Origin of the sequence: Flavobacterium poyangense, assembly GCF_011751075.1 — a bacterium.
Classification (GTDB): Bacteria; Bacteroidota; Bacteroidia; order Flavobacteriales; family Flavobacteriaceae; genus Flavobacterium; species Flavobacterium poyangense.
Genome location: NZ_JAALLN010000012.1, coordinates 1 through 21,922, shown reverse-complemented (window position 1 = coordinate 21,922; position 21,922 = coordinate 1). Strand labels below are relative to the sequence as shown.

General features: G+C 35.0%; 26 protein-coding genes. 20 read left to right on the top strand and 6 right to left on the bottom strand.

The annotated features are described in order from the left end of the window. Window positions 1-12: 12 nt before the first annotated feature. A complete protein-coding gene (locus G3A47_RS16690; RefSeq protein ID WP_166924389.1) occupies window positions 13-990 on the top strand; it encodes a hypothetical protein in 978 nt (325 codons plus the stop codon). Between the two features lie 159 nt (window positions 991-1,149). Here the strand turns inward: G3A47_RS16690 and G3A47_RS16685 are convergent, their stop codons facing one another. Both G3A47_RS16685 and G3A47_RS16680 read right to left on the bottom strand, forming a co-directional pair. Then, window positions 1,150-1,701, bottom strand: coding sequence for a Smr/MutS family protein (locus tag G3A47_RS16685; protein ID WP_166924387.1), 552 nt, complete (start codon window positions 1,699-1,701; stop codon window positions 1,150-1,152). Beyond that, window positions 1,691-1,876 carry a hypothetical protein gene (locus G3A47_RS16680; protein ID WP_166924577.1) on the bottom strand — a complete coding sequence of 62 codons (186 nt, stop codon included), beginning with the start codon at window positions 1,874-1,876 and terminating at the stop codon, window positions 1,691-1,693. Before G3A47_RS16680 ends, G3A47_RS16685 begins: the two co-directional genes overlap by 11 nt. A gap of 105 nt (window positions 1,877-1,981) precedes the next feature. Between G3A47_RS16680 and G3A47_RS16675 the strand changes: the two genes are divergently transcribed. Beyond that, window positions 1,982-2,260 (top strand): DUF2752 domain-containing protein, encoded by a 279-nt coding sequence (locus tag G3A47_RS16675; RefSeq protein ID WP_166924386.1) that lies wholly within the window; start codon window positions 1,982-1,984, stop codon window positions 2,258-2,260. 20 nt (window positions 2,261-2,280) lie between these two features. On the opposite strand, the gene G3A47_RS16670 is transcribed toward G3A47_RS16675, so the two are convergent. Beyond that, a complete protein-coding gene (locus tag G3A47_RS16670; protein ID WP_166924384.1) occupies window positions 2,281-2,982 on the bottom strand; it encodes a DUF1003 domain-containing protein in 702 nt (233 codons plus the stop codon). A gap of 332 nt (window positions 2,983-3,314) precedes the next feature. On the opposite strand from G3A47_RS16670, the gene epsC reads away from it, so the two are divergent. From epsC to G3A47_RS16655, 3 genes are all read left to right on the top strand, one after another. Next, on the top strand, window positions 3,315-4,106 hold the full coding sequence (gene epsC, locus G3A47_RS16665) for a serine O-acetyltransferase EpsC (RefSeq protein WP_166924575.1): 792 nt from the start codon (window positions 3,315-3,317) through the stop codon (window positions 4,104-4,106). A gap of 1 nt (window position 4,107) precedes the next feature. Further along, a complete protein-coding gene (gene cysM, locus G3A47_RS16660) occupies window positions 4,108-4,995 on the top strand; it encodes a cysteine synthase CysM (RefSeq protein ID WP_166924382.1) in 888 nt (295 codons plus the stop codon). Between the two features lie 239 nt (window positions 4,996-5,234). Continuing rightward, on the top strand, window positions 5,235-5,678 hold the full coding sequence (locus G3A47_RS16655) for a hypothetical protein (protein ID WP_166924380.1): 444 nt from the start codon (window positions 5,235-5,237) through the stop codon (window positions 5,676-5,678). On the opposite strand, the gene G3A47_RS16650 is transcribed toward G3A47_RS16655, so the two are convergent. Further along, complete coding sequence (locus G3A47_RS16650) at window positions 5,679-6,728, bottom strand: sensor histidine kinase (protein ID WP_166924378.1); 1,050 nt, start codon at window positions 6,726-6,728, stop codon at window positions 5,679-5,681. A 157-nt stretch (window positions 6,729-6,885) separates the two neighbouring features. On the opposite strand from G3A47_RS16650, the gene rlmD reads away from it, so the two are divergent. From rlmD to G3A47_RS16635, 3 genes are read left to right on the top strand one after another with little or no spacing between them, the layout of a single operon-like run. Beyond that, entirely contained in the window at window positions 6,886-8,298 is a 1,413-nt protein-coding gene (rlmD, locus tag G3A47_RS16645) for a 23S rRNA (uracil(1939)-C(5))-methyltransferase RlmD (protein WP_166924376.1), read from the top strand. Window positions 8,299-8,310: 12 nt separating this feature from the next. Next, a complete protein-coding gene (locus G3A47_RS16640; protein WP_166924374.1) occupies window positions 8,311-8,853 on the top strand; it encodes a DUF6452 family protein in 543 nt (180 codons plus the stop codon). Further along, the gene (locus G3A47_RS16635) at window positions 8,825-9,631 is read left to right on the top strand and encodes a DUF6048 family protein (protein ID WP_166924372.1); all 807 of its coding nucleotides are present in this window, start codon (window positions 8,825-8,827) and stop codon (window positions 9,629-9,631) included. Before G3A47_RS16640 ends, G3A47_RS16635 begins: the two co-directional genes overlap by 29 nt. 362 nt (window positions 9,632-9,993) lie before the next feature. Here the strand turns inward: G3A47_RS16635 and G3A47_RS16630 are convergent, their stop codons facing one another. Continuing rightward, complete coding sequence (locus G3A47_RS16630; protein ID WP_166924370.1) at window positions 9,994-10,230, bottom strand: hypothetical protein; 237 nt, start codon at window positions 10,228-10,230, stop codon at window positions 9,994-9,996. A 360-nt stretch (window positions 10,231-10,590) separates the two neighbouring features. Continuing rightward, a complete protein-coding gene (locus G3A47_RS16625; RefSeq protein WP_166924368.1) occupies window positions 10,591-11,754 on the bottom strand; it encodes a THUMP domain-containing class I SAM-dependent RNA methyltransferase in 1,164 nt (387 codons plus the stop codon). Between the two features lie 158 nt (window positions 11,755-11,912). On the opposite strand from G3A47_RS16625, the gene G3A47_RS16620 reads away from it, so the two are divergent. The 12 genes from G3A47_RS16620 (at window position 11,913) to G3A47_RS16565 (ending at window position 21,432) form a co-directional block, all read left to right on the top strand. Continuing rightward, window positions 11,913-12,677, top strand: a complete 765-nt coding sequence (locus G3A47_RS16620) for a class I SAM-dependent methyltransferase (protein WP_166924366.1) — start codon at window positions 11,913-11,915, stop codon at window positions 12,675-12,677. Between the two features lie 71 nt (window positions 12,678-12,748). Next, entirely contained in the window at window positions 12,749-13,417 is a 669-nt protein-coding gene (locus G3A47_RS16615) for a ZIP family metal transporter (RefSeq protein WP_166924364.1), read from the top strand. 195 nt (window positions 13,418-13,612) lie between these two features. Then, on the top strand, window positions 13,613-14,425 hold the full coding sequence (gene murQ / locus G3A47_RS16610) for an N-acetylmuramic acid 6-phosphate etherase (protein ID WP_166924362.1): 813 nt from the start codon (window positions 13,613-13,615) through the stop codon (window positions 14,423-14,425). 178 nt (window positions 14,426-14,603) lie between these two features. Beyond that, the gene (locus G3A47_RS16605) at window positions 14,604-14,825 is read left to right on the top strand and encodes a DUF6095 family protein (RefSeq protein WP_166924360.1); all 222 of its coding nucleotides are present in this window, start codon (window positions 14,604-14,606) and stop codon (window positions 14,823-14,825) included. 27 nt (window positions 14,826-14,852) lie between these two features. Next, complete coding sequence (locus tag G3A47_RS16600; RefSeq protein ID WP_166924358.1) at window positions 14,853-15,083, top strand: hypothetical protein; 231 nt, start codon at window positions 14,853-14,855, stop codon at window positions 15,081-15,083. Then, window positions 15,068-15,382 (top strand): type II toxin-antitoxin system RelE/ParE family toxin, encoded by a 315-nt coding sequence (locus tag G3A47_RS16595; protein WP_166924356.1) that lies wholly within the window; start codon window positions 15,068-15,070, stop codon window positions 15,380-15,382. The genes G3A47_RS16600 and G3A47_RS16595 overlap by 16 nt, the downstream gene beginning before the upstream one ends. Next, the gene (locus G3A47_RS16590) at window positions 15,370-15,942 is read left to right on the top strand and encodes a pentapeptide repeat-containing protein (RefSeq protein WP_166924354.1); all 573 of its coding nucleotides are present in this window, start codon (window positions 15,370-15,372) and stop codon (window positions 15,940-15,942) included. The genes G3A47_RS16595 and G3A47_RS16590 overlap by 13 nt, the downstream gene beginning before the upstream one ends. A 2-nt stretch (window positions 15,943-15,944) precedes the next feature. Next, window positions 15,945-16,520 (top strand): DUF1572 family protein, encoded by a 576-nt coding sequence (locus G3A47_RS16585; protein WP_166924353.1) that lies wholly within the window; start codon window positions 15,945-15,947, stop codon window positions 16,518-16,520. 66 nt (window positions 16,521-16,586) lie between these two features. Beyond that, window positions 16,587-16,958, top strand: coding sequence for a DNA topoisomerase IV (locus G3A47_RS16580; protein ID WP_166924351.1), 372 nt, complete (start codon window positions 16,587-16,589; stop codon window positions 16,956-16,958). 18 nt (window positions 16,959-16,976) lie between these two features. Next, complete coding sequence (locus G3A47_RS16575) at window positions 16,977-17,747, top strand: TerC family protein (RefSeq protein ID WP_166924349.1); 771 nt, start codon at window positions 16,977-16,979, stop codon at window positions 17,745-17,747. 346 nt (window positions 17,748-18,093) lie between these two features. After that, entirely contained in the window at window positions 18,094-19,575 is a 1,482-nt protein-coding gene (locus G3A47_RS16570; RefSeq protein ID WP_166924347.1) for an alkaline phosphatase PhoX, read from the top strand. 69 nt (window positions 19,576-19,644) lie between these two features. Further along, complete coding sequence (locus G3A47_RS16565; RefSeq protein WP_166924345.1) at window positions 19,645-21,432, top strand: cytochrome-c peroxidase; 1,788 nt, start codon at window positions 19,645-19,647, stop codon at window positions 21,430-21,432. Window positions 21,433-21,922 lie beyond the last annotated feature (490 nt).

The following is a 21,922-nucleotide window of genomic DNA, read 5'->3' as shown; positions in this document are numbered from 1 at the left end:
AATAAAATTACGATGAAAAAATATGCATGCCTTCTCTTATTCGCTCTTTTATTAAATGGCTGCGATGATGGCGATATAACTGTTGAGACATTAGACTTTAAGAATATTAAGTCTGCTACTTGTGACGCAACTACTAATAAACTGCTTTATAAAATTAAAAGCCAGGAATCCTTATTATTACAACTGGATCCCAACACTTTGCAAAATGAGCCTACACTTGAAGGTTCTCCAAGAACGTACAACATTGATAACAGCCGTTACAAATTCTTTTACAGAAGTTACAACGGACCTGTAGCGGTATCAAACATTTGTGATCTCATCCCTCCAACAACACCAAATGTTATTAACGAGTGGTTTGCAAAATCCGGAATTATCGAAATTGCAACTACAGCTCAGGTATCACCACCAAACGCGACCACTGGCGCGACCACAATTACAGGATACACACACAGTATTACCGTTAAAAACATTACTTATAATGTATCCAGTTTAGACATTACACAACCGGAAGTCTTTTTTGGTGAATACATAGTGACTGTTTCGGCACCGAATTTAGTCTTTTCCAAAGAGGTTAAGCAATGTACTGATTCAAAACAAGTTTATACGTACAATGATAATTCAACCATGACAATTGACGCTATTGAATCTAACTTAATTAAAAATGAAGTAACTCCCTTAAATGCCCCAAGAACAGGATTAATCGGCACGGATAAAAACAAACTGCTATATAGAGTTTTTAGTGGTAGTGCTGTTACTGATGCCTATTTTTGTCAAACAACTATCCCTACTACTCCGATACTAAAAGAAACCTGGGCAGGTGTTACCGGTGTACCTGACAAAAGCGGTATTATAGAAGTAACAACCACTACTTTTGGAGAGAATAAATTCAAACATACTATCAGACTAAAAAATACTACATTAAAAAAATTAAACAACGAGTTTAATTTAGGCACCAGTTATTTAATAGGTGAAATGTATACTAACAAATAATAACCCGCTTTAATTTCAGCTTTTTTTCAAGTTTTATAAAAGCTATTTTATCCTACAAAAAAACACCCATTCTCAGAACTAATTTAATTATTGAATTAGAGTGAGAATGGGTGTTTTTTTTATGCTTAAATCAAAGCTGTTTTCGTTCAAAAAAATACCTTATTTGTTATTTTGCTTAAAATAAACTTCTGTTGCTCCTAAGCCATATTTTTGATAATTGGCATCCTTAAAATCTATTCCGTCATATCGACCCAACAAAAAATCAAGTTCGGATTTCAGAATTCCTTCGCCAACTCCGTGAATAAAAACAATCTTCGGAATTCGATTTCTAATCGCAAACTCAATGTGTCTTTTTGCTGTCTCCGTTTGCAAAGTTAAAATATCATAATTCGACATCCCACGTTTGTTTGGAACCAGTTTTTCGATATGCAAATCAAATTCAGGAGCTGCAATTTCACGTTTATCTTTGCGTTCTTTCACAAAACTCCTCGGTTTTGGCTCCGTTTTCTCTTTCACAACTTCATCTAAATTAATTCTTTTAATAGAATTCATTAAATTACTGGAATCCTGAATTTTAAGTAATTCATTGACAAAAAAAGTCATCATAAAACCATCCTCTGTTTCAATCAAAACCTCTTTGTTTTTAACCGAAACCACTACTCCGTTTATGGCTTCATCCAAAACGGAAACCTTATCTCCTTTAACTAACATCTTCTTCTTCTTTATCCTGGTTTTTACTTGGTGTTTTTGCGCTCAACTGCATCATTCCATACATGAAAACCACAATGGCAATTATCATGATATAGATATTTTTCTCTGCCGAAACCTGCTCATATAAGGCAACCGAAATGGCGAGTATCATTATTAAAATTTTAAAAGCTTTCATATTTTCAAATAATAAGAAATCAAAAGTAAGAAACTTTAAAATAGCAGTTCTCACCTCCGGAAACATTATCATATATTTTTTGTAAAATTGTAAAAATTAAAACCCATGAATTTAGAACAATTTATGTTACCCTGCCCCTTTAAAACTTTTTTTGGAATTGACTGTTTGGGCTGTGGTTTTCAACGTGCTTTATTCTTACTTTTTAAGGGTGAGTTTTTAGCCGCTTTTGAGATGTATCCGGCACTCTATTCTACCCTTCTTTTTTTAGGTTTTGTACTTTTATATTTTCTGAACAAATCAAAAAACTACACTAAACTGCTTTGGATTTCTGGAATCCTAAATGCACTTTTCATGGTTATCGGATATTGGTACAAACACTTTTAATTCGATCTTCCTGAACTAAATTATTTTTTAATCTGACTCAGAATATCATCCATCATTTCGATTTGCACTTTCTGAATTTCGATCAACTCTTGTTGCTGATGCATAATCAAATGATCAATTTTGTCGTGGATCATTCTAATTTCCAATTCCGATTTTAAATTAATCATATAATCTTTTTTGGCACGATTTCTATCTTTCTCCTCCTGACGATTCTGACTCATCATAATTACCGGAGCCTGCAATGCTGCAATACAAGACAAAATCAAATTGAGCAAAATAAATGGATAAGGATCAAAACCTTTATTCACCAGTATCCAAACATTCAACCCAATCCAAATGATGATGAAAAGCAAAAACGAGATTATAAACGTCCAACTACCCCCAAAATCAGCCACTTTATCAGCTATTTTTTGACCAAAGTTTCTCGTCTCATCCTCATCTTCAACGGTACTCACTATCGATTTATCATCTTTTAGCGATTCAAAAACATTCTTTTCAAGATCAGAAAGCGCTCCAATTTCAGTAGATAAATAGTTCGATATGTATTTCTGGCGGTACGCATTCAACTCTTTAACCGCTATAAAATCACTGTCGCAAAAAGAAGGATGATCTTTTACAATAAGCCCTAAAATAGGGTCATGAATCGATTTTCCAGAGATTTTTTCCTTCACCGGAAAAGACAAATTAGAAATAGCACTTTTAAAAGTCGGATTGTTTTTCATTTTAATGAGTTTTACCTGCTAATTTAAGCATTTAACTCATTAATATAAAACCGATTGCTAAGCAGCAACAAGAAAACTAAAGGAAATCTTTTTAATCTGTGAAATCTGTGGCTAAAACTTTTTATCATAGATGAAAGGGATTATTTAGAAGTTAAAAAAAAATAATTCGTGAAAATTCGGGCAATTCGTGGCAAAAAATCTCAGTTGCTCCTTTTCTTTATTTATCACAAATAGACGCCGCGAAACGAAATTTCTTTAGTTAAATCATGCCTTTGTTTCCAAAAAACACCTTACTTTTAAGCCTTCAAAAATATTCATTCAATTTTACAGTTGTGCCAAAAGAACGTATCATACAAAATATAAGAGCGCTAAAAAGCCATTTGAATATCAATTACGGGATCAAAACCAAAACAGAAGACTTTACAGAAAAGCTTTTTTATACTCTTTTTGATTCTAATGCTCCTTTAGACCAAAGCATCAAGGAACTGGAAATACGATTTAAGGAAATTGCAATTCTGGCCTGCAAAAAGCCCGAAAACTTATGCGAATCGATTTGGGAACGTTTTCTGGAAAAACTTCCCCATGTATTAGAAAAGCTAAATCAGGACGCGGAATATATTTTAGAAAACGATCCTGCGTCAAATAGTATCGATGAGGTTTATCTGGCATATCCCGGCTTTTATGCCATTGCAATTTATCGATTAAGCCACGAATTGTATCTTATGGACCTACTGCTCTTCTCGAGATTAATGAGTGAATATGCGCATCGTATTACCGGAACCGACATTCATGCCGGTGCCACTATTGCTTCACCATTTTTTATCGATCATGCTACCGGTATTGTTATTGGTGAGACCACCGTTATCGAAAAACATGTAAAAATTTATCAGGGCGTTACTTTAGGAGCCTTGAGCGTGAGCAAAGAAATGAAAAACGCCAAACGACATCCTACGGTTGAGAAAAATGTTTGCATTTATGCAAATGCTACCATTTTAGGAGGAGAAACCGTTATTGGTAAAAACAGTATCGTAGGAGGAAATGCCTGGATTACCAAATCGATTCCTGCCGATTCTATCGTAACAAATACCACCACTACAGAAATTAAAATAAAAGAAAAAAGATAATATGGGTCCACAGAAACTGCTAAACCTAATTGGAAATACACCATTGATGGAAACAGTCAATTTGGTTAAGAATAAAAATGTAAAACTGCTATTAAAATTAGAAGGAAATAATCCGGGCGGAAGCGTAAAAGACAGAGCCGCTTACAATATGATCGCATCGGCACTTGAGAGAGGCGATATCAAAAAAGGGGACAAACTAATTGAAGCCACGAGTGGCAATACCGGAATTGCGTTAGCGATGATTGCCCAATTATTTCAAATAGAAATTGAATTAATACTACCGGAAGATTCTACAAAAGAACGAACTCAAACCATGCGTGCATATGGCGCTACAGTAATTTTAACACCCGCCAGCGAAGGAATTATCGGTTCACGTGACTATGCCGACAAAAAAGTCGCAGAAGGCGGTTATTTGATGTTAAATCAATTTGCTAACGACGACAACTGGAAAGCACATTATAAAACCACAGGGCCTGAAATCTGGAATGATACGGAAGGAACAGTAACTCATTTCGTTTCTGCAATGGGAACAACCGGAACAATCATTGGAACTTCGACTTATCTCAAAGAAAAGAACCAAGCCATTCAGATTATAGGTGCACAACCAAGCGACGGATCGCAAATTCCGGGTATTCGTAAATGGCCGGAAGAATACTTACCTAAAATTTTTGATGCTTCAAAAGTAGATACCGTTATTGATGTAAGTGAAGAAGAAGCCCGTCAAATGACCAAACGTCTAGCTCTTGAAGAAGGTGTTTTTGCAGGAATGAGCAGCGGAGGTTCTGTGGCCGTAGCTTTAAAAATTGCAGAACAATTAGAATCCGGAGTAGTTGTAGCTGTAATCTGTGATCGCGGTGATCGCTATCTTTCTTCTGATTTATTTGATTGAAAAAGGTTCTAAGGTCCTGAGGAGCTAAGGCACTAAGTCGAAAAATACTTGTTTAAAAAGATCTACACCTCTTGCTTTTATTCACCAATCAATAAATTAACACCTTTCTTCTGATTTATTTAGCGAATAAAAAAGGTACTGAATTTCTGAGAGGCCAAAGTGTTAAGTCAAAAAAGTAATTTCTATTACAATTTTAAACTTAGTACCTTAGCTCCTCAGAAACTTAGTCACTTCAAAAAATGCTCACAAAATCAAATTTCAAAGAATGGTTTAACAGATATAAATACGGTGAATTAGCAAGTACAACAGCAGCACTTCTAGCCTCTTTATTCAGTAAAATCTACAGCGGATTAACTACAGCTTACCTTATTACTTTTGCTGAATACCTGTCCTTTTACGGGACTATTCTGTTTTCGTCCTACCGAAAAATGGTACAACAGCATAAACTTCAAAACAAAAAAACAACGTTTGGTGAGGTTTTATCTCTTGTAAAAAATTTGGTTCTGGAATTTGGATATCCGGCGTTTTTAGACTTTCTGGTCGTTCGCCCTTTTTGCATGTATTGGATGCCAATCTTATGCGGAAATTATTTTTTCGGAATTATTCTGGGAAAAATAACTGCCGATTCTTGTTTCTATTTTTTCACCATCATCAATTATGAGATCATAAAAAGAAGATCCTGATCAAAGCTCAAAAACAATTTTAAACACTGCCCCTTTATTTTTCCCTTCGCTTACAGCACTTAGCTCCCCTTTGTTTCTCTCAATGATTTTTTTACACAAATACAGACCAATCCCGGTTGAGGATTCTTTTGCTGTCCCCAATCGGCTCATTGTTGTGAATTTTTTAAACAATTCATCAATCTGATGTTTGTCAAAACCTATCCCTTTGTCCGTAACAGTAATCACTAAATTTTCGTCCTCAAAGTAAATCCTTACTTTAATCTCACTATCAAAATAAGAGAATTTAATAGCATTGCTTATCAGGTTAACTAAAACCTGAACCAATAAACCTTCTTCAATTCTTAGTTTGGCTTCGGTTAGCTCCAAACTCAAAGACAATTTTATATTTTTATCGATCAGTCGTTGCTCAACCTGTTCATTAATAAAAGGCAAAATACCAGGAAACACTATCGTTTTTACTTCCTGATTTATTTTCACGATCTGATCCTGCTCATTCAATAATTTTATAAAATTATCGATATATCTGAATTGCAAATTAGTCGATTCACAAATTAAACCGGCCAAATGTTTCACAGAGTCCGACGGATTTTCGCTTATGATCAGATTGGCTAGCCCCTGCGGATTTCCGGCAAAATTTTTTAAATCATGCGAAAGCATATAGATCAAATCCTGCTTTTCGTTAATATAACTTTCTGTTTCATAAATAGATTCCTGTATATTACACATTAGCAAACCCGCCTCATCACTATATTCGGTTGGCAAAACAGACAGCCTTCTACTATTCCTGTAATCATCCAAAGATTTTGAGGCCATTGCTATTGGTTCAATTAAATTCTTTAAAACCAAAAGCGTTATTGCAGTAGCTAACAAGGTCATTACTAAAGAAAAAATCAAAACAGAGCCCGGCGAAATAGAAGTATCAAAATATAGTACAAAAAACAAAATACCGATCAAAGGAATATGTATACCTATAAAAGCTACAAACAAGAACTTGAATGCATAACTCTTTTTTAAAAAGCTAATTTGTGAAAGATTGTGATACAACTTCATAAAAAAATAACAAAACTATAGGTTAAAAATGCAGCTTGAGGGATTATTGCTAAAACAAAGTTACTTTTTAAACTTGATTAAACTAACAAATTAAAAAAAATGGTAAAATATTTTAAAATTTAATTTATAAAAGTTTACAAACACTTATTTTTGCGCTATGGGAAGAAAAAATACAGACAAAGTTGTCTTTCATCAAATTCAAGTTCTTGATGCTGGAGCAAAGGGAGTATCAGTAGCAAAGGCTCCTGACGGAAAAGTAATCTTTATTCCGAATGTGGTACCTGGTGATGTAGTTGATGTACAAACTTTTAAGAAAAGAAAAGCCTATTATGAAGGCAAAGCAGTAAAATTTCATGAATTATCAGAGCATCGCATTGAACCGATTTGCGATCATTTTGGAGTTTGTGGAGGATGCAAATGGCAAAACATGAAATACAGTCAACAGCTGTACTACAAACAAAACGAAGTAAAAAATCATTTACAACGTATCGGAAAAGTTGAACTTCCGGAATTCGAAACTATTTTGGGTTCAGACAAACAATTTTTCTATAGAAATAAAATGGAATTTTCGTTTTCTAACAGTCGTTGGTTAACTGAAAAAGAAATTGGAAGTACGGAAGATTTAGGAAACAGAAATGCCTTAGGATTCCATATTCCGAAAATGTGGGACAAAATCCTTGACATCACCAAATGTCATTTACAGGAAGACCCTTCTAATGCAATCAGAAATGAAGTAAGAGCTTTTGCCAACGAAAATAATCTGGCATTCTTTAATCCAAGAGAGCATTCCGGTTTACTAAGAACTTTAATGATCCGTACCGCATCTACAGGGGAAATCATGGTCTTGATTCAATTTTTTGAAAATGATAAAGAAAATCGTGAACTTATCTTAGATCATTTATACGAGAAATTTCCACAAATAACCTCTTTGCAATATGTCGTAAACGCTAAGCAAAACGATACTATTTACGATCAGGATATTAAACTATATAAAGGAAGAGATTATATCCTTGAAGAAATGGAAGGTTTAAAATTCAGCATTAATGCAAAATCTTTTTACCAGACCAATTCAGATCAGGCTTATGAACTTTATAAAATAACGCGTGATTTTGCCGGTCTTTCGGGTGACGAAACCGTTTATGACTTATATACAGGAACAGGTACTATTGCACAGTTCGTTTCTAAAAAAGCAAAAAAAGTAATTGGTGTTGAAAGTGTACCTGAAGCAATTTTAGATGCTAAAGCCAATGCAGAACGCAATAATATTACCAATTGTGAGTTTTTCGTTGGAGACATGAAAGTCGTATTTAATGAAAGCTTTATTGCACAACACGGAAAACCTGATGTTATTATCACAGATCCGCCAAGAGACGGAATGCATGCTGCCGTTATTGATCAGATTTTGAAAATCTCACCAAAAAAAGTCGTTTATGTGAGTTGTAATTCAGCCACACAGGCGCGTGATTTAGCTTTGATGGATGAGAAATACAAAGTAACACGTGTTCGTCCGGTAGATATGTTCCCGCAAACGCATCATGTAGAAAATGTTGTACTTTTAGAACTTAGATAACAAAAATTATACATGAAAAAAATAATCTCTTTTTTATTACTTTTTGCTTTTGGCTTATCCGGTTGCGAGAAAGATGATATCTGTGATGCAGATACACCAACAACTCCGCGATTAGTAATTACTTTTTATGACATAAACAATGCAACAATAAAAAAAAGAGTAACTGATCTAAGGGTAATTGGTCAGGTTGACGGTAAAGACAAGGACGCAGGTATTATTTTCAATAAATCTGCTACCGGTAATGCAATGTATTTAACCAGTGGCGACTCGATAGCTATTCCCTTAAGAACAGATGCTGAGGTAACCACCTACAAGTTTATTTTATTCTCCGGCAACCCAAATCCAGGTTTTGTTAATGAAGACATCGTAAGTTTTTCTTACAACCGTCAAAATCAATACGTTTCAAGAGCTTGTGGCTTTAAAACGATTTTTAACTTAAACACCCCTCTTGCTCCAACAGTCCAGGGAACTGACGGATTGTGGATGAGGGAAATTTCTGTACAAAAAACTAACATTGAATTCGAAAATGAAACACATATTAAAGTATATTTTTAGTATTCCTTTATTGTTTTCAATGTTTTTGGCTCACGCTCAGGAAACAACCAAAGCAAAAGAAACTATTCAGGAAAAACCAAAATCAGAAATCAAAAAACCGGCTGCTCAGCAAGCTAAAACGGATACTATCCCTCCGAAAACAGATCGATATGGTCTGCGGGTTGGTGTTGATTTATACAAACTAACACGCGGTTTTTACGATAAAGATTACAAAGGTGTTGAATTTACAGGTGATTTTCGTCTGACAAAAAAGTACTTTTTAGCAGCAGAACTTGGTTTTGAAGACAAAACCACCGATGACGCCAGATTAAACTCAACTACAACAGGAACTTATATAAAGGGTGGTTTTGATTACAACACGTATCAAAACTGGCTTGATATGGAAAACCTTATAACGATTGGGTTACGTGGTGGTTTTAGTACCTTTAGCCAACAACTCAATACGTATAAAATCTATAATCGAAACCCTTATTGGGGATCACAGGAATCAATAGCTTCAGGAGAAAAATACAACGGTCTTACGGCGGCCTGGCTTGAAGTTGCCATGGGCGTTAAAGCAAAAGTTTTTAATAATATATTTGTTGGTTTTGCCATTCAGCTAAAACTTTTGGCCAGCAACAAAGAACCGGGGAATTTTGAAAATCTTTATATCCCGGGTTTCAACAGAACCTATGACGGAAATTTTGGAGTAGGTTTCAATTATACCGTTTCCTACTTTATTCCACTCTACAAGAAAAAAGTAATTCTTCCGGAAATTCCTGAAATACCTAAGAAATAGATTTTTTTAAAAGTTGCTAAGTTTCTGAGGTACTGAGTTTCTGAGTCTTTTAGATTGATATACGATAAAATAATGAGCCACGAAATCTTGAATTATTAATTCTTGAATTCGTGGTTTTTTCTTTGAGCATATTTAGAATATTTCTTTGACCAACCTGACTCACTGTTACATTTCTTAAGCTTCAGAGAAGCGACATGTTTATAGCAAATATTTTCAACACAAAGGGAGCTCCGGAGGAGCGACATATAAATTGAATATACACAAAAAAACAAGCCTCGAAATCAAGAATTAATAGTAATTCACGATTTCGAGGCGTTATTCCAAGCACCTTAGGCACTTAGGACCTTAGCAACTTTAACAAGTTACCCTATTTCTCTAATTCCTTTTATAAAAATCCATTTCATAAAAAGCTTTTCACCGTCTTTGGTTTTGACTGCCTGAAATTTAGGCGAAATCAACGTTGCGGCGATAAAAGCCGTAATCGGAATCCAAAGTCCCGTTAATCCGGTATATGTTGCTACCAAATACCTCCCTGCTATAAACAAAATAGCGAAACATCCTAACTGGTATAAAAAACCTCTTACTTGTAGTTTTGTCATTTTTCTTTTTTTTTAAGGTTCAGAGCTACAAAGGTTCAAAGGAACAAAGGCTAATCATTAACAAAATTCAGTGCTAAAACTAAACCTCCGTCCCATTGAACCTCTCAGCCTTTGCAACTTTCTTTCTTTTTTTTTAAGGTTCAGAGCTACAAAGGAACAAAGGAACAAAGTTTAATCATTAACAAAATTCAGCGCTAAAACTAAACCTTTGTCCCTTTGAACCTCTCAGCCTTTGCAACTTTCTTTCTTTTTTTAAAGGTTCAGAGCTACAAAGGCGCAAAGGAACAAAGGCTAATCATTAACAAAATTCAGCGCTAAAACTAAACCTTTGTCCCTTTGAACCTCTGAGCCTATGCCACTCTATTCATTAACTTGAAACTTCGTTCTCTTACTCCCCTCGTACATTTCATATTTAACCAAACGAGCTTCTAAACTTCCGTTGAAAAGTTTAATTTTACGGGAAGGTTTTAACCCAACAAATTTCAATGCTTCCAGATTTGCTGTAATAAACCAGGCGTTTGTTCCCGGGTAGCTTTTCTTTAAAGTATCTCCAATATTTTTATAGAATTCTTCCATATGAATGTCCAAACGTTCATCATAAGGAGGATTGAAAACCATATGCAATTTGCCTTCTACCGCTTTTTCCGTATCAAAGAAATTATCCTCCTGAACGGTAACATAATCCTCTAAATTAGCATTTCTAATATTGTCTTTAGCTTTGTTTACCGCACTTGGCGCTTTATCAAAACCTTTTATGGTATAATGAAATTCTTTTGTCTTTTTCATTAAACTATTTACAATCTGATCAAACAAATCATTGTCCCAGTCTTTCCACTTCTCAAAAGCAAACTCTTTACGATTTATGTTTGCCGGAATATTACAGGCAATCATAGCCGCTTCTGCCAAAAATGTTCCGGAGCCACACATCGGATCAAGAAAATGGCTCTGCCCTTCCCAACCTGACAGCAATAAAACCCCCGCTGCCAGCACCTCGTTGATCGGTGCGATATTCGTAGCCGTTCGATACCCACGTTGATGTAATGAATTCCCCGAAGTATCTAACGCAACCGAAACCTGATCTTTATCTATATGAATATTAATTCTCAAATCAGGAAAAGCTTTATCAATACTCGGACGCTGTCCTGTTCTTTCTCTAAACTGATCTACAATAGCATCTTTACATTTTTGAGAAACAAATTCAGAATGATTAAAATAAGTAGAATGTACGGTAGCATCAATAACAAAAGTCTGATTGGCATTCAATAATTTAGACCAATTCACACCTGAAATTCCTTTATACAATGCCTGTTCATTATTAGCTCTGAAAGAATAAATAGGTTTTAAAACCTTAAGGGCGGTACGCAACGACAAATTGGCTTTGTACATAAATCCTTTGTCACCTTTAAAACTAACCATTCGCACTCCTTTTTCTACATCCTGAGCACCTAGGACACGCAATTCATTCTCTAATATTTCTTCAAAACCAAAAAAACATTTGGCTATCATTCTAAAATTTTCTTCCATTTTTTCTCTAAATTAAAACAGATTTCTTATCAAATTCAAATCTGCATTAAAAACTTCACTTTACACACAACGATTCACGAGGTATACTTGCGAAATAGTTATTTTTCGGCAAAAATACACTAAATTTGCGGGACTTTGAATTAATTGAAATAGAATAAATGTCTGACGCATCGAACTCATCAACACCGAATCAGGAACGTAACACCGAAAATTGGTTTACTTCATGGTTTGACACTCCCTATTATCATATTCTTTATAAGGATAGAAACTATCGTGAAGCCCAGATTTTTATGGATAATCTTACCCATTATCTAAACTTGCCTGAAAAAGCAAAAGTACTTGATCTTGCCTGCGGGAAAGGCCGCCACTCTATTTACTTAAACCAGTTGGGCTTTAATGTTACCGGAGCCGATTTATCTGAAAACAGTATTGCCGAAGCAAGTAAAAATAGTAATGAAACACTTCATTTTAAGGTACACGATATGCGTGAATCATTTGAAGAAAAATTTGACGCGATATTCAATTTGTTTACCAGTTTTGGCTATTTTGAAAGTGATGATGACAATCTCACCACTTTAAAAGCCATAAAAGAAAGCTTATCCGAATATGGTTTTGCTGTAATTGATTTCATGAATGTGACTCAGGTAATTGAAACTTTGGTTCCTGAAGAAGTCAAAACCGTAGACGATATCGATTTTAAAATCAAAAGATATGTACAAGACGGGCATATTTTTAAAGAAATAGATTTTGAAGACAAGGGACAACATTTTCATTTTACCGAAAAAGTAAAAGCCCTAACATTAAAAGATTTTGAAGAATTAATGGCCGAGGCAGGTATTTTTCTTTTAGATACTTTTGGAGATTATAAACTTAAAAAGTTTCATAAGACTGAGAGTGAACGATTAATCATGATTTTTAAATAAACCGGTAAATCGTTATAGGTTTAGCGATTCAATTACCGATTAAACAGATCAACGATTAAACAAAAAAGCAAATGAATTATCTACTACCCTTATTTTCTGTACTTTTGGGCTATATTGTAGCTTTGTTTTTAAAGCCAAAAAACAAATCCAATCTAAAGCTTTTACTGGCTTTTAGCGGTTCGTTTTTGCTATCCTTAACCGTAATGCATTTGTTACCGGAAGTTTATGCATCACACAATCACAATATTGGTCTGTTTATAATGGTAGGAATCTTATTCCAGATCATTTTGGAATTTTTCTCACAAGGGGCAGAACACGGCCATGTGCATGGGCACGCCAAAATGAACCAAATTCCGTGGCTGCTTTTCATCAGTCTGTGTATGCATGCTTTTCTGGAAGGTTTTCCGGTGAGTCATCATCATGATCTAGCAATCGGAATTGCGATTCACCACTTGCCAATTGCCATAATCTTAACAACATTTTTCTTAAACGCGAGTTTAAACAAAAAAGCCATTTTTGTTTTTATGCTAAGCTTTGCTGTGATGACCCCATTGGGTACAATCGCATCAGAATATCTGCCTGTTTTAAGCAAGTATTACACAGAGATCACCGCAGTTGTAATTGGTATTTTATTTCACATCTCCTCTACTATTATTTTTGAAAGTAGCGAAGGTCACAAATTTAATGTAGCTAAAGTGTCGATGATCGTTTTGGGAGTCCTTCTAGCTTTTTTCTTATAATCTGAACCCGATTAATAATTGACATCATTGTGTCAGGCTGAGCGAAGTCGAAGCCCTCTTCTAAATTATAAATCCATTCGTAACGTTATCATTTTTTTCACACAAAAAAACTAACTGACGTAAATATATTTCGTTGTTATAAGCCTTAAAACTTTGTAACTTTGAGGCTTTGTAACACAGCACATAAAAAACATCATGATTTTTACAAAAACAACAGAACAAGCATCAAAATACGAACATTTAGAGAAAATGTCTGTTCATGAATTGCTTACTAATATCAATAACGAAGACAAAACGGTTCCTCACGCAGTCGAAAAAGCGTTGCCACAAATTGAAGCTCTCGTTGCACAAGTTGTCGCTAAATTAAAACTGGGCGGAAGACTATTTTACATCGGAGCCGGTACATCCGGACGTCTGGGCGTTGTTGATGCTTCTGAGTGCCCTCCTACTTTTGGAGTTCCGTTTGATTTAGTAAACGGAATCATTGCCGGTGGCGATACCGCTATTCGTCGCGCTGTAGAAAATGCCGAAGACAATGCAACACAAGCCTGGGTTGATTTACAAGAAAACAATATCGGAAAGAATGATGTCGTAATTGGTGTTGCTGCTTCAGGAACAACTCCTTATGTTATTGGAGGATTAGAAACCTGCAATCAAAATAATATCACTACCGGTTGCATTACCTGCAATACGGGAAGTCCTTTAGCTTTAACAGCACAATTTCCAATTGAAGTAGTTGTAGGACCAGAATTTGTTACCGGAAGCTCCAGAATGAAAGCCGGAACAGCTCAAAAATTAGTTCTAAATATGATTTCGACTGCCGCCATGATCCAACTTGGAAAAGTAAAAGGAAATAAAATGGTCGATATGCAGCTCAGCAATATCAAATTGGTTGATCGTGGCGTTAAAATGATTATGGGAGAAATTCCTGTTTCGTATGAAACCGCTTCTGATTTGCTTAAGAAATATGGTAGCGTTCGTAAAGCAGTAGATAATTATAAAGCATAAATACAAACTGTTTTGTTTAACCGCGAAGTTCGCAAAGGGTTTACGCAAAGGTCGCGAATGTGAGATGTAAGATGTGAGATGTAAAATGTGACATGTGAAACTTTAGAGTTGAAATCTTAACAAAAGAAAACCTGAAACCTGAAACTTGAAACTTTTCACCCCAATAAAACTAAAAACAATGGCAACAAATAAAGAACTACTGGGAAAAGGCATTAAATATGTAACAGGATCATTACCACTTTTATTCATTGGACCTTCCTTAATTTACAACGCCTTTATGAATCAGCATACCAACTGGCATTATTTGGTGTTAGGCATTGGAATAGTAGCTTGTTTAAGCGCTATGTTTTTAATATTTTATGGTTTGAAAATCATTATGAAAGGTTTGTTTAACGACTAATTTGTATCTTTACTAAAATTCTATATCATGGATATTCAGGCAGAAATAAATTGGATTCATCAAGAAATCGACAAAGTAAAAGACCCTTCTTTTGTTGAAAAACTGAAAACACTTCTACAATCAATTAATAATTCCGATATTGATTCTGATGCTGCTTACAATTTAGATATAGAAAATGCTTTGGAAGATATAGCAAAAGGTAATTTTTATTCTGAAGAGGAGGCCAAAGAAATAGCAAAGAAATGGGGTCGAAAATAATTTGGTCGCAAAATGCTTTAAAACAATTAGAAGGCATCCATTTTTATATTTTCTTTGAAAGTAAATCAATCCAAATTGCAGATAAAGTAGTCAACACTATCTTTGAAAGTACCGAAATATTAAAGAAACAACCCGAAATTTATAAGCTTGACAAACAAAAGAGCAACAATGACGGTAGTTTTAGAGTTTACAATGTTTATAATTATAGTATTTCCTATCAAGTTACTCTTCAATCAATCCTAATTTTACGAGTGCGACATAACGCTCGAAAATCAAAAAAACATTCATGGAAAGTTTAATACACATTCAAAAAACATTTGACAAAGTTATTTATATCGATAAAAAGATAAACAATCGTGAATTTGAGGATTGTGTTTTTAGGAACTGTGATTTTTCTAACAGTAATTTTGCTTACAACACCTTTTTAGACTGCGAATTTATCGACTGCAATTTGTCGATGACAAGTTTAGCAGGAACGAGTTTAAAAAATGTAGCTTTTAGGAACTGTAAGCTTTTAGGAATTGCATTTAATGAGTGTGATGACTTTTTGTTTCAGGTTTACTTTGAAGAAAGTACCTTAGACTATGCCATATTTTCGAACAAGAAGATGCCCAAAACGAAGTTTATCAATTGTTCTGTGAAAGAAGTAACTTTTATTGGAACAAACCTCACGAACTCTTCTTTTGACAATTGCAATTTGGAAGGAGCCATTTTTAATGAAACTCAATTGGCAGCTGTTGACTTCAGAACGGCTTTTAATTACAAAATTGACCCCGAGTTTAATCCGATGCGAAAAGCACAATTTTCAACTCAGGGAATTGAAGGACTTTTAGATAAATATGATATTAAAATTATATAATCATGGAAGCAACCGAATCTTATCTCGAAAGCGTTAAAAAGCAATTTCTCTATTATAAAATGTTAAGCGAAAAAGCAATGGGACAATTAGAACCGGAACAGCTTTTTATTGCAATAAATGAAGACACTAATAGTATTGCTACCATTGTAAAACACATTTCAGGTAATATGTTGTCCCGTTGGACCGATTTCTTAACTACCGATGGTGAAAAAGAATGGCGCAATCGCGATGCTGAATTTGAAAATGATTTACAATCAAAAGAAGAAGTTCTGGCAGTTTGGAATAAAGGCTGGGATTGCTTTCTAAATGCTTTAGAAATCTTAAAACCGGAACAGCTTTCTCAAATAATTTACATCAGAAATGAAGGCCATACGGTCATTGAAGCTATCAATCGGCAATTGGCACATTACCCGTATCATGTCGGACAGATTGTTTTTTATGCCAAACAATTAAAAAAAGGCGATTGGGAAAGTTTATCGATTCCAAAAAATAAATCGGGAAATTACAATGCTGAAAAGTTTGCCAAAGAAAAAGAAATTAAGAACTTTACGGATGACGAGTTAAAGAAACTGAAATAACCCCAACAACATCCTCTTTGGAACAACAATTACCGACTCCTTAAAAAAAACAGCTTACATTACATTATGAAAAAAATTATATTCTTACTTCCGTTATTGGCATTAGTATCCTGCTATAATGCAGAACACAATTGCAAAGACTTCAAAAACGGGAAATTTAAATTTGAATTTGAGGTAAATGGCGTAAAAAAAACTACTTTTTTTGAACGCAAAGACGACATAGAAATCGAAACTTTTGATGGTAAAACAGACACATCGACCGTGCGTTGGGTAAGTGATTGCGAATATATCCTGCAAAAAAAACATCCTAAAAACATGGCAGAAGAAAAAGCCATCAGCATGAAAATCTTAAACACAACAAAAGACTCTTATACATTTGAGTTTGGAATGGTAGGTTCTGAAGAAAAACAACGAGGAACAGTTTACAAAGTGGACTAATTAAAAAGCTCTTAAAAAATGGAAGTATTCTTAAACCCCGATGCCTGGATTGCGCTTTTAACGCTTACTTTTCTTGAAATTGTTCTGGGAATTGACAACATCATTTTTATCTCGATCGTAACGGGTAAACTACCCGAAGAAAATCGTAAAAGAGCTACCCGAATTGGTCTGTTTTTAGCTATGTTCATGCGTATTGCATTGTTAATGGGTATTTCTTACCTAATTGCAATGAAGGCCATTTTATTTAGCATAAACTGGGGTTGGTTAAATGCTGATTTTACAGGACAGGCACTGATTTTGTTTTTCGGAGGATTGTTCCTCATCTATAAAAGTACCAAAGAAATCAGCGAAAAAGTAGATCATAAAGGCGAAGAAGAAAAAAACATCAAAACGGCTGCAAAGAAATCCTTCACTAATGTCATCCTGCAAATTTTATTAATCGATTTGATTTTTTCTGTGGACTCTATTCTAACCGCGGTTGGAATGACCAATGGCGTACATGGAGCATTAACTATTATGGTAACTGCAGTTATTATTTCGGTTGCGGTAATGATGCTTTTTGCTGTTCCGGTTGGAAATTTTGTCAATCAGAATCCTTCGATCCAGATATTAGGACTGTCATTTTTAATCCTGATTGGTTTTATGTTAATTACCGAAAGTATGCACTTATCTGATGCAACACTGGCAGGAGAACACATTGGTGCAATTCCGAAAGGCTACCTATACTTTGCCATTACGTTCTCACTGGCCGTTGAATTTATCAATATGAAAATTCGAAAGAAAAATTGAAAAGGGAGGTACTAAGTTACTAAGTCGATAAGATTCTGAGTTTTTTTTAAAACACGGAGATTTGTAAAAATTTAACATTTCAGAACCTTACCCGAATCTCAAAACCGCTAAACCTTTGTGCCTTTGTATCTCTCTATAGAGAAATATAAATTCAACATCATTCTTTCAAATTACTTCTCACATTTAACTCCTCACATTTAACTTTTAATTAAGAGCTTAAAATTTACACTATTTACCATTTCATAATATAAACCTTATTATTTATTAGCAATTATAAAAAACTGACGTAACATGTATTTTGTTTTTGAAGGATAGCTTTGCTCAAAATAAAAAAACAAAAAATATTATGAAATTCACTTTTTTAAGATCGCTAGCATTGCTTGGTATTACTGGTCTTTCTGCAATCAGTTGCCAGGATGATGACAACAAAAATCCTTCTAACGAGGTAAACTCATCGATCGATTTCACATCACACTCAAAAGTCCCTGCTTTTGTTTTTCCGATGACAGGTTTCGAGAACCTTCAGATCAGTACCTTAATCAGTAGTGCAGACGTTTTACCGGATTCTCCTAAATTTGTTTACGGAGCGCAGCCTGATGGAGCGGGATTCATGAAAAACCCAAATGGAGAAGGTTATATATTGATTACAAATCACGAAATATTACAATCGGTTTCAAGAGTATATCTTGATAAAACCTTTAAACCTGTAAAAGGAGACTACCTTGTTGATGGAGTTGGTGGTTTAACCCGCTTGTGTTCGGCAACTTTAGCAACTCCGGAAATTCACGGATTTGGTCCAATCTTTTTAACTGCCGGAGAAAGCGGACAGGAAAGTATGGTTCACGGAATTAACCCATTAGGATTATCTTCAGACAAAAGCAAAACCGACAGAGTACTACCAGCTTTAGGAAAAGCAAGTATGGAAAATGCTGTTCCACTTCCAAAAGAAGCATACCCGGGGAAAACTATTATCTTGATTGGAGAAGATCAATCGTATTCAACTTCACATGCAAGTGCGGGACAATTGATCATGTACATGAGTACTACCGGTGACTTATCAAACGGAAAATTATACGCATTAAAAAGAAATGACGGAAATCAGGTAGAAACTGCCATGACTTTAAACAATTCTTATCCTGTTTCATTTGTTGAAATTCCAAATGCAAAAAACCTGACTGGTGCTGTAATCAATACTACTGTAAATGCATTAGGTGCAATTCGTTTTTCAAGAGTAGAAGATGTTGATTACAGAAAAGGAAGTGCCAGCAATAACAGAGAAGTTTACTTTACAGCAACGGGACAAGCGACTTCAAATGCTCCTGTTGAAGGTTACACTATGTGGGGAAGGGTTTACAAACTAAAAATGGACGCTGCTGACCCATTAAAAGGAACTTTAGAATTGGCCGTTGAAGGTGACAGTACTCCAGGAACAGGAATCATCAACCCGGATAACCTTTGTGTTACTGAAAATTACGTTTACATTCAGGAAGATGGTGACAGTTATTATGCCGATGCAAAACATGATTCTTACATCTGGCAATATAATATCGCATCAAAAGCAAACAAACCTTGGTTAAACATGAACCACAAAAGAACAGACACGGCTTGGAATGCTTTATACAATCAAGCAGGAGAGACAAGATTTGGTAGCTGGGAATTTGGTGCAATGCAAGATATTTCAGATTTAATTGGTGTACCAAATACTTTTACAGTAAATATTCACTCGCACACTTGGCAACTTGATGCATTCAAAAATGCTGATGGCTCAGGTACAAGCACCAATAAAGAAGGTGGACAAACTGTTATTATTAGAAACGTACAACGCTAATAATTTCAACCAAAATAATTTACAACCCTTATTTTTTTCTAATAAGGGTTGTTTATCTTTTTAAGTACTATGACAAAATTAAAATACTTTATTCTTCTGTTTATACTTCTTTGTCTGGCTATTTCATGCAAAGAAAATCAAGTTTCTTCAACTACAGTCAATCAGGATTTGATTATTGATTTAAATAAATTAAACAATGAAATTACACAATTTCAAAAATTAGTAGCCACAGACAAATCCCAAAAAGAAATTGTCGAACAGTTTAAAAAATCGCGCTTAGCCTATAAAAAAATAGAATGGGCCATCGAATATTTTATTCCCGAAACTGCCCGATTTATGAATGGTCCTGCATTGGACGAAATGGAACTGGAAGAAAACAAATCGTTTGAGCCACATGGCTTTCAGGTCATGGAAGAACTTATTTATCCGGAGTATCCAGTCGAAAACAAGGAAGATTTAGTTCGCGAATTAAACATTTTTGCGTCCAACATCAAACAGCTAAAAAGCAATTTTGAAGTTATTACCATTAGCAACGATTATGTTTTAGACGCTATTCAGCAAAATGTTTTCAGAGTAATTGCCTTGGGAATTACCGGTTTTGACAGCCCGATCCTGCAAACTTCAATTCCGGAAGCCAGCGAGAGTTTGATTGGAATTCCAAACCTACTCGAAAAAATAAAGGCTGATGGCAAAACATTAGCAGATTTAAAAAAGCTAACACAACAAGCTCAAAAATACTGCAACGAAAATAATAACTTCAACTCCTTTAATCGCGCTCTTTTTATAACACAATATCTAAATCCGATTTCTAAAAAAATAAAAACATTCCAGAAAGAAGAAAAGATTCAAAATGTACAAAAAAGCAGTCCGCTAAAACCTACTGCCGCTACTTTTTTCGATAAAGAAGCCTTTGACGTAAACGGTTTTGTGCTTTCTGACGCTCATAATTTCACTGCTGATAAAGCTGCATTGGGAGAAAAATTATTTTATGATAAAACGCTTTCCAAAAACAACGACAGAAGCTGCGCCACTTGTCATCATCCTGAAAAAGCGTTTACTGATGGTCTGAAAACAAATCTCTCGCTAAATGGTGGTAATTTAAAGAGAAACACTCCTACACTCACCTATGCTTCCTTACAAAACGCACAATTTTGGGATATGCGTCAGTTAGATTTAGAAAAACAAAGTGTAGATGTAATTGAAAATAAAGACGAGATGCATGGTTCGCTAAAAGACATTCACACTCAGATTTCACAAGATGCAGAATACATTAAGCTCTTCAAAAAAGCCTATCCAAAAACCACAAAACCGGAAGCCTGGCAAATTCAAAATGCGATAGCCAGTTACGTAAGATCCCTAAACGCTTTCGATTCTAAATTTGATGTTTATATGAGAGGCGAAACAAATGCATTAACCAATCAGGAAATAGAAGGAATGAATCTTTTTATGGGCAAGGCAAAATGTGCCACCTGTCACTTTACTCCTTTGTTTAACGGAACAGTTCCGCCAAATTATTCCAAAACCGAACACGAAGTTATCGGAACTCCGAAAGATGTCTCAGGAAAAGCATTGAGCCCCGATACCGGCAGGTATTTGTACAACAAAATGCCTCAGTTGGTTGGCGCTTTCAAAACACCAACCGTTCGAAACATCGCTGTCACAGGGCCTTATATGCACAATGGTGTTTTTAAAACTTTAGAAGAAGTAGTTGACTTTTACAATAAAGGAGGCGGAAAAGGACTGGGTTACGCCGTAGACAACCAAACATTACCTTTTGATGCCTTAAAACTGACTAAAAAAGAGGAACAATCACTGGTAGCGTTCATGAAAACGCTAACAGATAAAAAGTACCAATAGAAACCAAAATAACACTTTATTACAAATAAAAAAGGATGTTTCATTAGTTATGAGACATCCTTTTTTGTCTGTATAATAATTAGGCACATTCAAAATAAGACAAAGTCAAAAATGTCGTAGATTTTAGGTTCTCACTTCTGAATTTCCCTATGAATTGTCACTCCGACGAAGGAGAAGTCACACCAGGAAATCCATGCTGTATACTACTAAAAACTTTCCGAATTGCGTGTGCGATTTACTTCGTCTATTCGCTATCGCTCGAGTCTCATACCTAAATGACAAATCGCACTTAATTCGTCTATCGTGTCATTTCGACGCAGAAGAAGTCACACACGAAACTCCATAAAGATCAGTGCCAATCTTTGTCGTATTACTAGTGCGATTCCTCGTACCTCGGAATTGTAAATGTTAGATATTTCGGTAACAAAATTTAATTTTAATAAATTTTGTTACGATGAGAAATAATAGTCAGGATTCCACTTTAGAGCGA

Excerpts from the sequence above, each read along its gene's own strand:
- G3A47_RS16585 (WP_166924353.1), top strand. The coding sequence starts at position 15,945 with ATGGAAGCAACCGAATCTTATCTCGAAAGCGTTAAAAAGCAATTTCTC.
- G3A47_RS16675 (WP_166924386.1), top strand. The coding sequence starts at position 1,982 with ATGAATTTAGAACAATTTATGTTACCCTGCCCCTTTAAAACTTTTTTT.
- G3A47_RS16670 (WP_166924384.1), bottom strand. The coding sequence starts at position 2,982 with ATGAAAAACAATCCGACTTTTAAAAGTGCTATTTCTAATTTGTCTTTT.
- G3A47_RS16615 (WP_166924364.1), top strand. The coding sequence starts at position 12,749 with ATGAATTATCTACTACCCTTATTTTCTGTACTTTTGGGCTATATTGTA.
- G3A47_RS16690 (WP_166924389.1), top strand. The coding sequence starts at position 13 with ATGAAAAAATATGCATGCCTTCTCTTATTCGCTCTTTTATTAAATGGC.
- G3A47_RS16590 (WP_166924354.1), top strand. The coding sequence starts at position 15,370 with ATGGAAAGTTTAATACACATTCAAAAAACATTTGACAAAGTTATTTAT.
- G3A47_RS16580 (WP_166924351.1), top strand. The coding sequence starts at position 16,587 with ATGAAAAAAATTATATTCTTACTTCCGTTATTGGCATTAGTATCCTGC.
- G3A47_RS16595 (WP_166924356.1), top strand. The coding sequence starts at position 15,068 with ATGGGGTCGAAAATAATTTGGTCGCAAAATGCTTTAAAACAATTAGAA.
- G3A47_RS16565 (WP_166924345.1), top strand. The coding sequence starts at position 19,645 with ATGACAAAATTAAAATACTTTATTCTTCTGTTTATACTTCTTTGTCTG.
- cysM (WP_166924382.1), top strand. The coding sequence starts at position 4,108 with ATGGGTCCACAGAAACTGCTAAACCTAATTGGAAATACACCATTGATG.
- G3A47_RS16635 (WP_166924372.1), top strand. The coding sequence starts at position 8,825 with ATGAAACACATATTAAAGTATATTTTTAGTATTCCTTTATTGTTTTCA.
- G3A47_RS16620 (WP_166924366.1), top strand. The coding sequence starts at position 11,913 with ATGTCTGACGCATCGAACTCATCAACACCGAATCAGGAACGTAACACC.
- G3A47_RS16600 (WP_166924358.1), top strand. The coding sequence starts at position 14,853 with ATGGATATTCAGGCAGAAATAAATTGGATTCATCAAGAAATCGACAAA.
- G3A47_RS16650 (WP_166924378.1), bottom strand. The coding sequence starts at position 6,728 with ATGAAGTTGTATCACAATCTTTCACAAATTAGCTTTTTAAAAAAGAGT.
- G3A47_RS16575 (WP_166924349.1), top strand. The coding sequence starts at position 16,977 with ATGGAAGTATTCTTAAACCCCGATGCCTGGATTGCGCTTTTAACGCTT.
- G3A47_RS16680 (WP_166924577.1), bottom strand. The coding sequence starts at position 1,876 with ATGAAAGCTTTTAAAATTTTAATAATGATACTCGCCATTTCGGTTGCC.
- G3A47_RS16625 (WP_166924368.1), bottom strand. The coding sequence starts at position 11,754 with ATGGAAGAAAATTTTAGAATGATAGCCAAATGTTTTTTTGGTTTTGAA.
- G3A47_RS16570 (WP_166924347.1), top strand. The coding sequence starts at position 18,094 with ATGAAATTCACTTTTTTAAGATCGCTAGCATTGCTTGGTATTACTGGT.
- G3A47_RS16605 (WP_166924360.1), top strand. The coding sequence starts at position 14,604 with ATGGCAACAAATAAAGAACTACTGGGAAAAGGCATTAAATATGTAACA.
- rlmD (WP_166924376.1), top strand. The coding sequence starts at position 6,886 with ATGGGAAGAAAAAATACAGACAAAGTTGTCTTTCATCAAATTCAAGTT.
- G3A47_RS16630 (WP_166924370.1), bottom strand. The coding sequence starts at position 10,230 with ATGACAAAACTACAAGTAAGAGGTTTTTTATACCAGTTAGGATGTTTC.
- G3A47_RS16640 (WP_166924374.1), top strand. The coding sequence starts at position 8,311 with ATGAAAAAAATAATCTCTTTTTTATTACTTTTTGCTTTTGGCTTATCC.
- G3A47_RS16655 (WP_166924380.1), top strand. The coding sequence starts at position 5,235 with ATGCTCACAAAATCAAATTTCAAAGAATGGTTTAACAGATATAAATAC.
- murQ (WP_166924362.1), top strand. The coding sequence starts at position 13,613 with ATGATTTTTACAAAAACAACAGAACAAGCATCAAAATACGAACATTTA.
- G3A47_RS16685 (WP_166924387.1), bottom strand. The coding sequence starts at position 1,701 with ATGTTAGTTAAAGGAGATAAGGTTTCCGTTTTGGATGAAGCCATAAAC.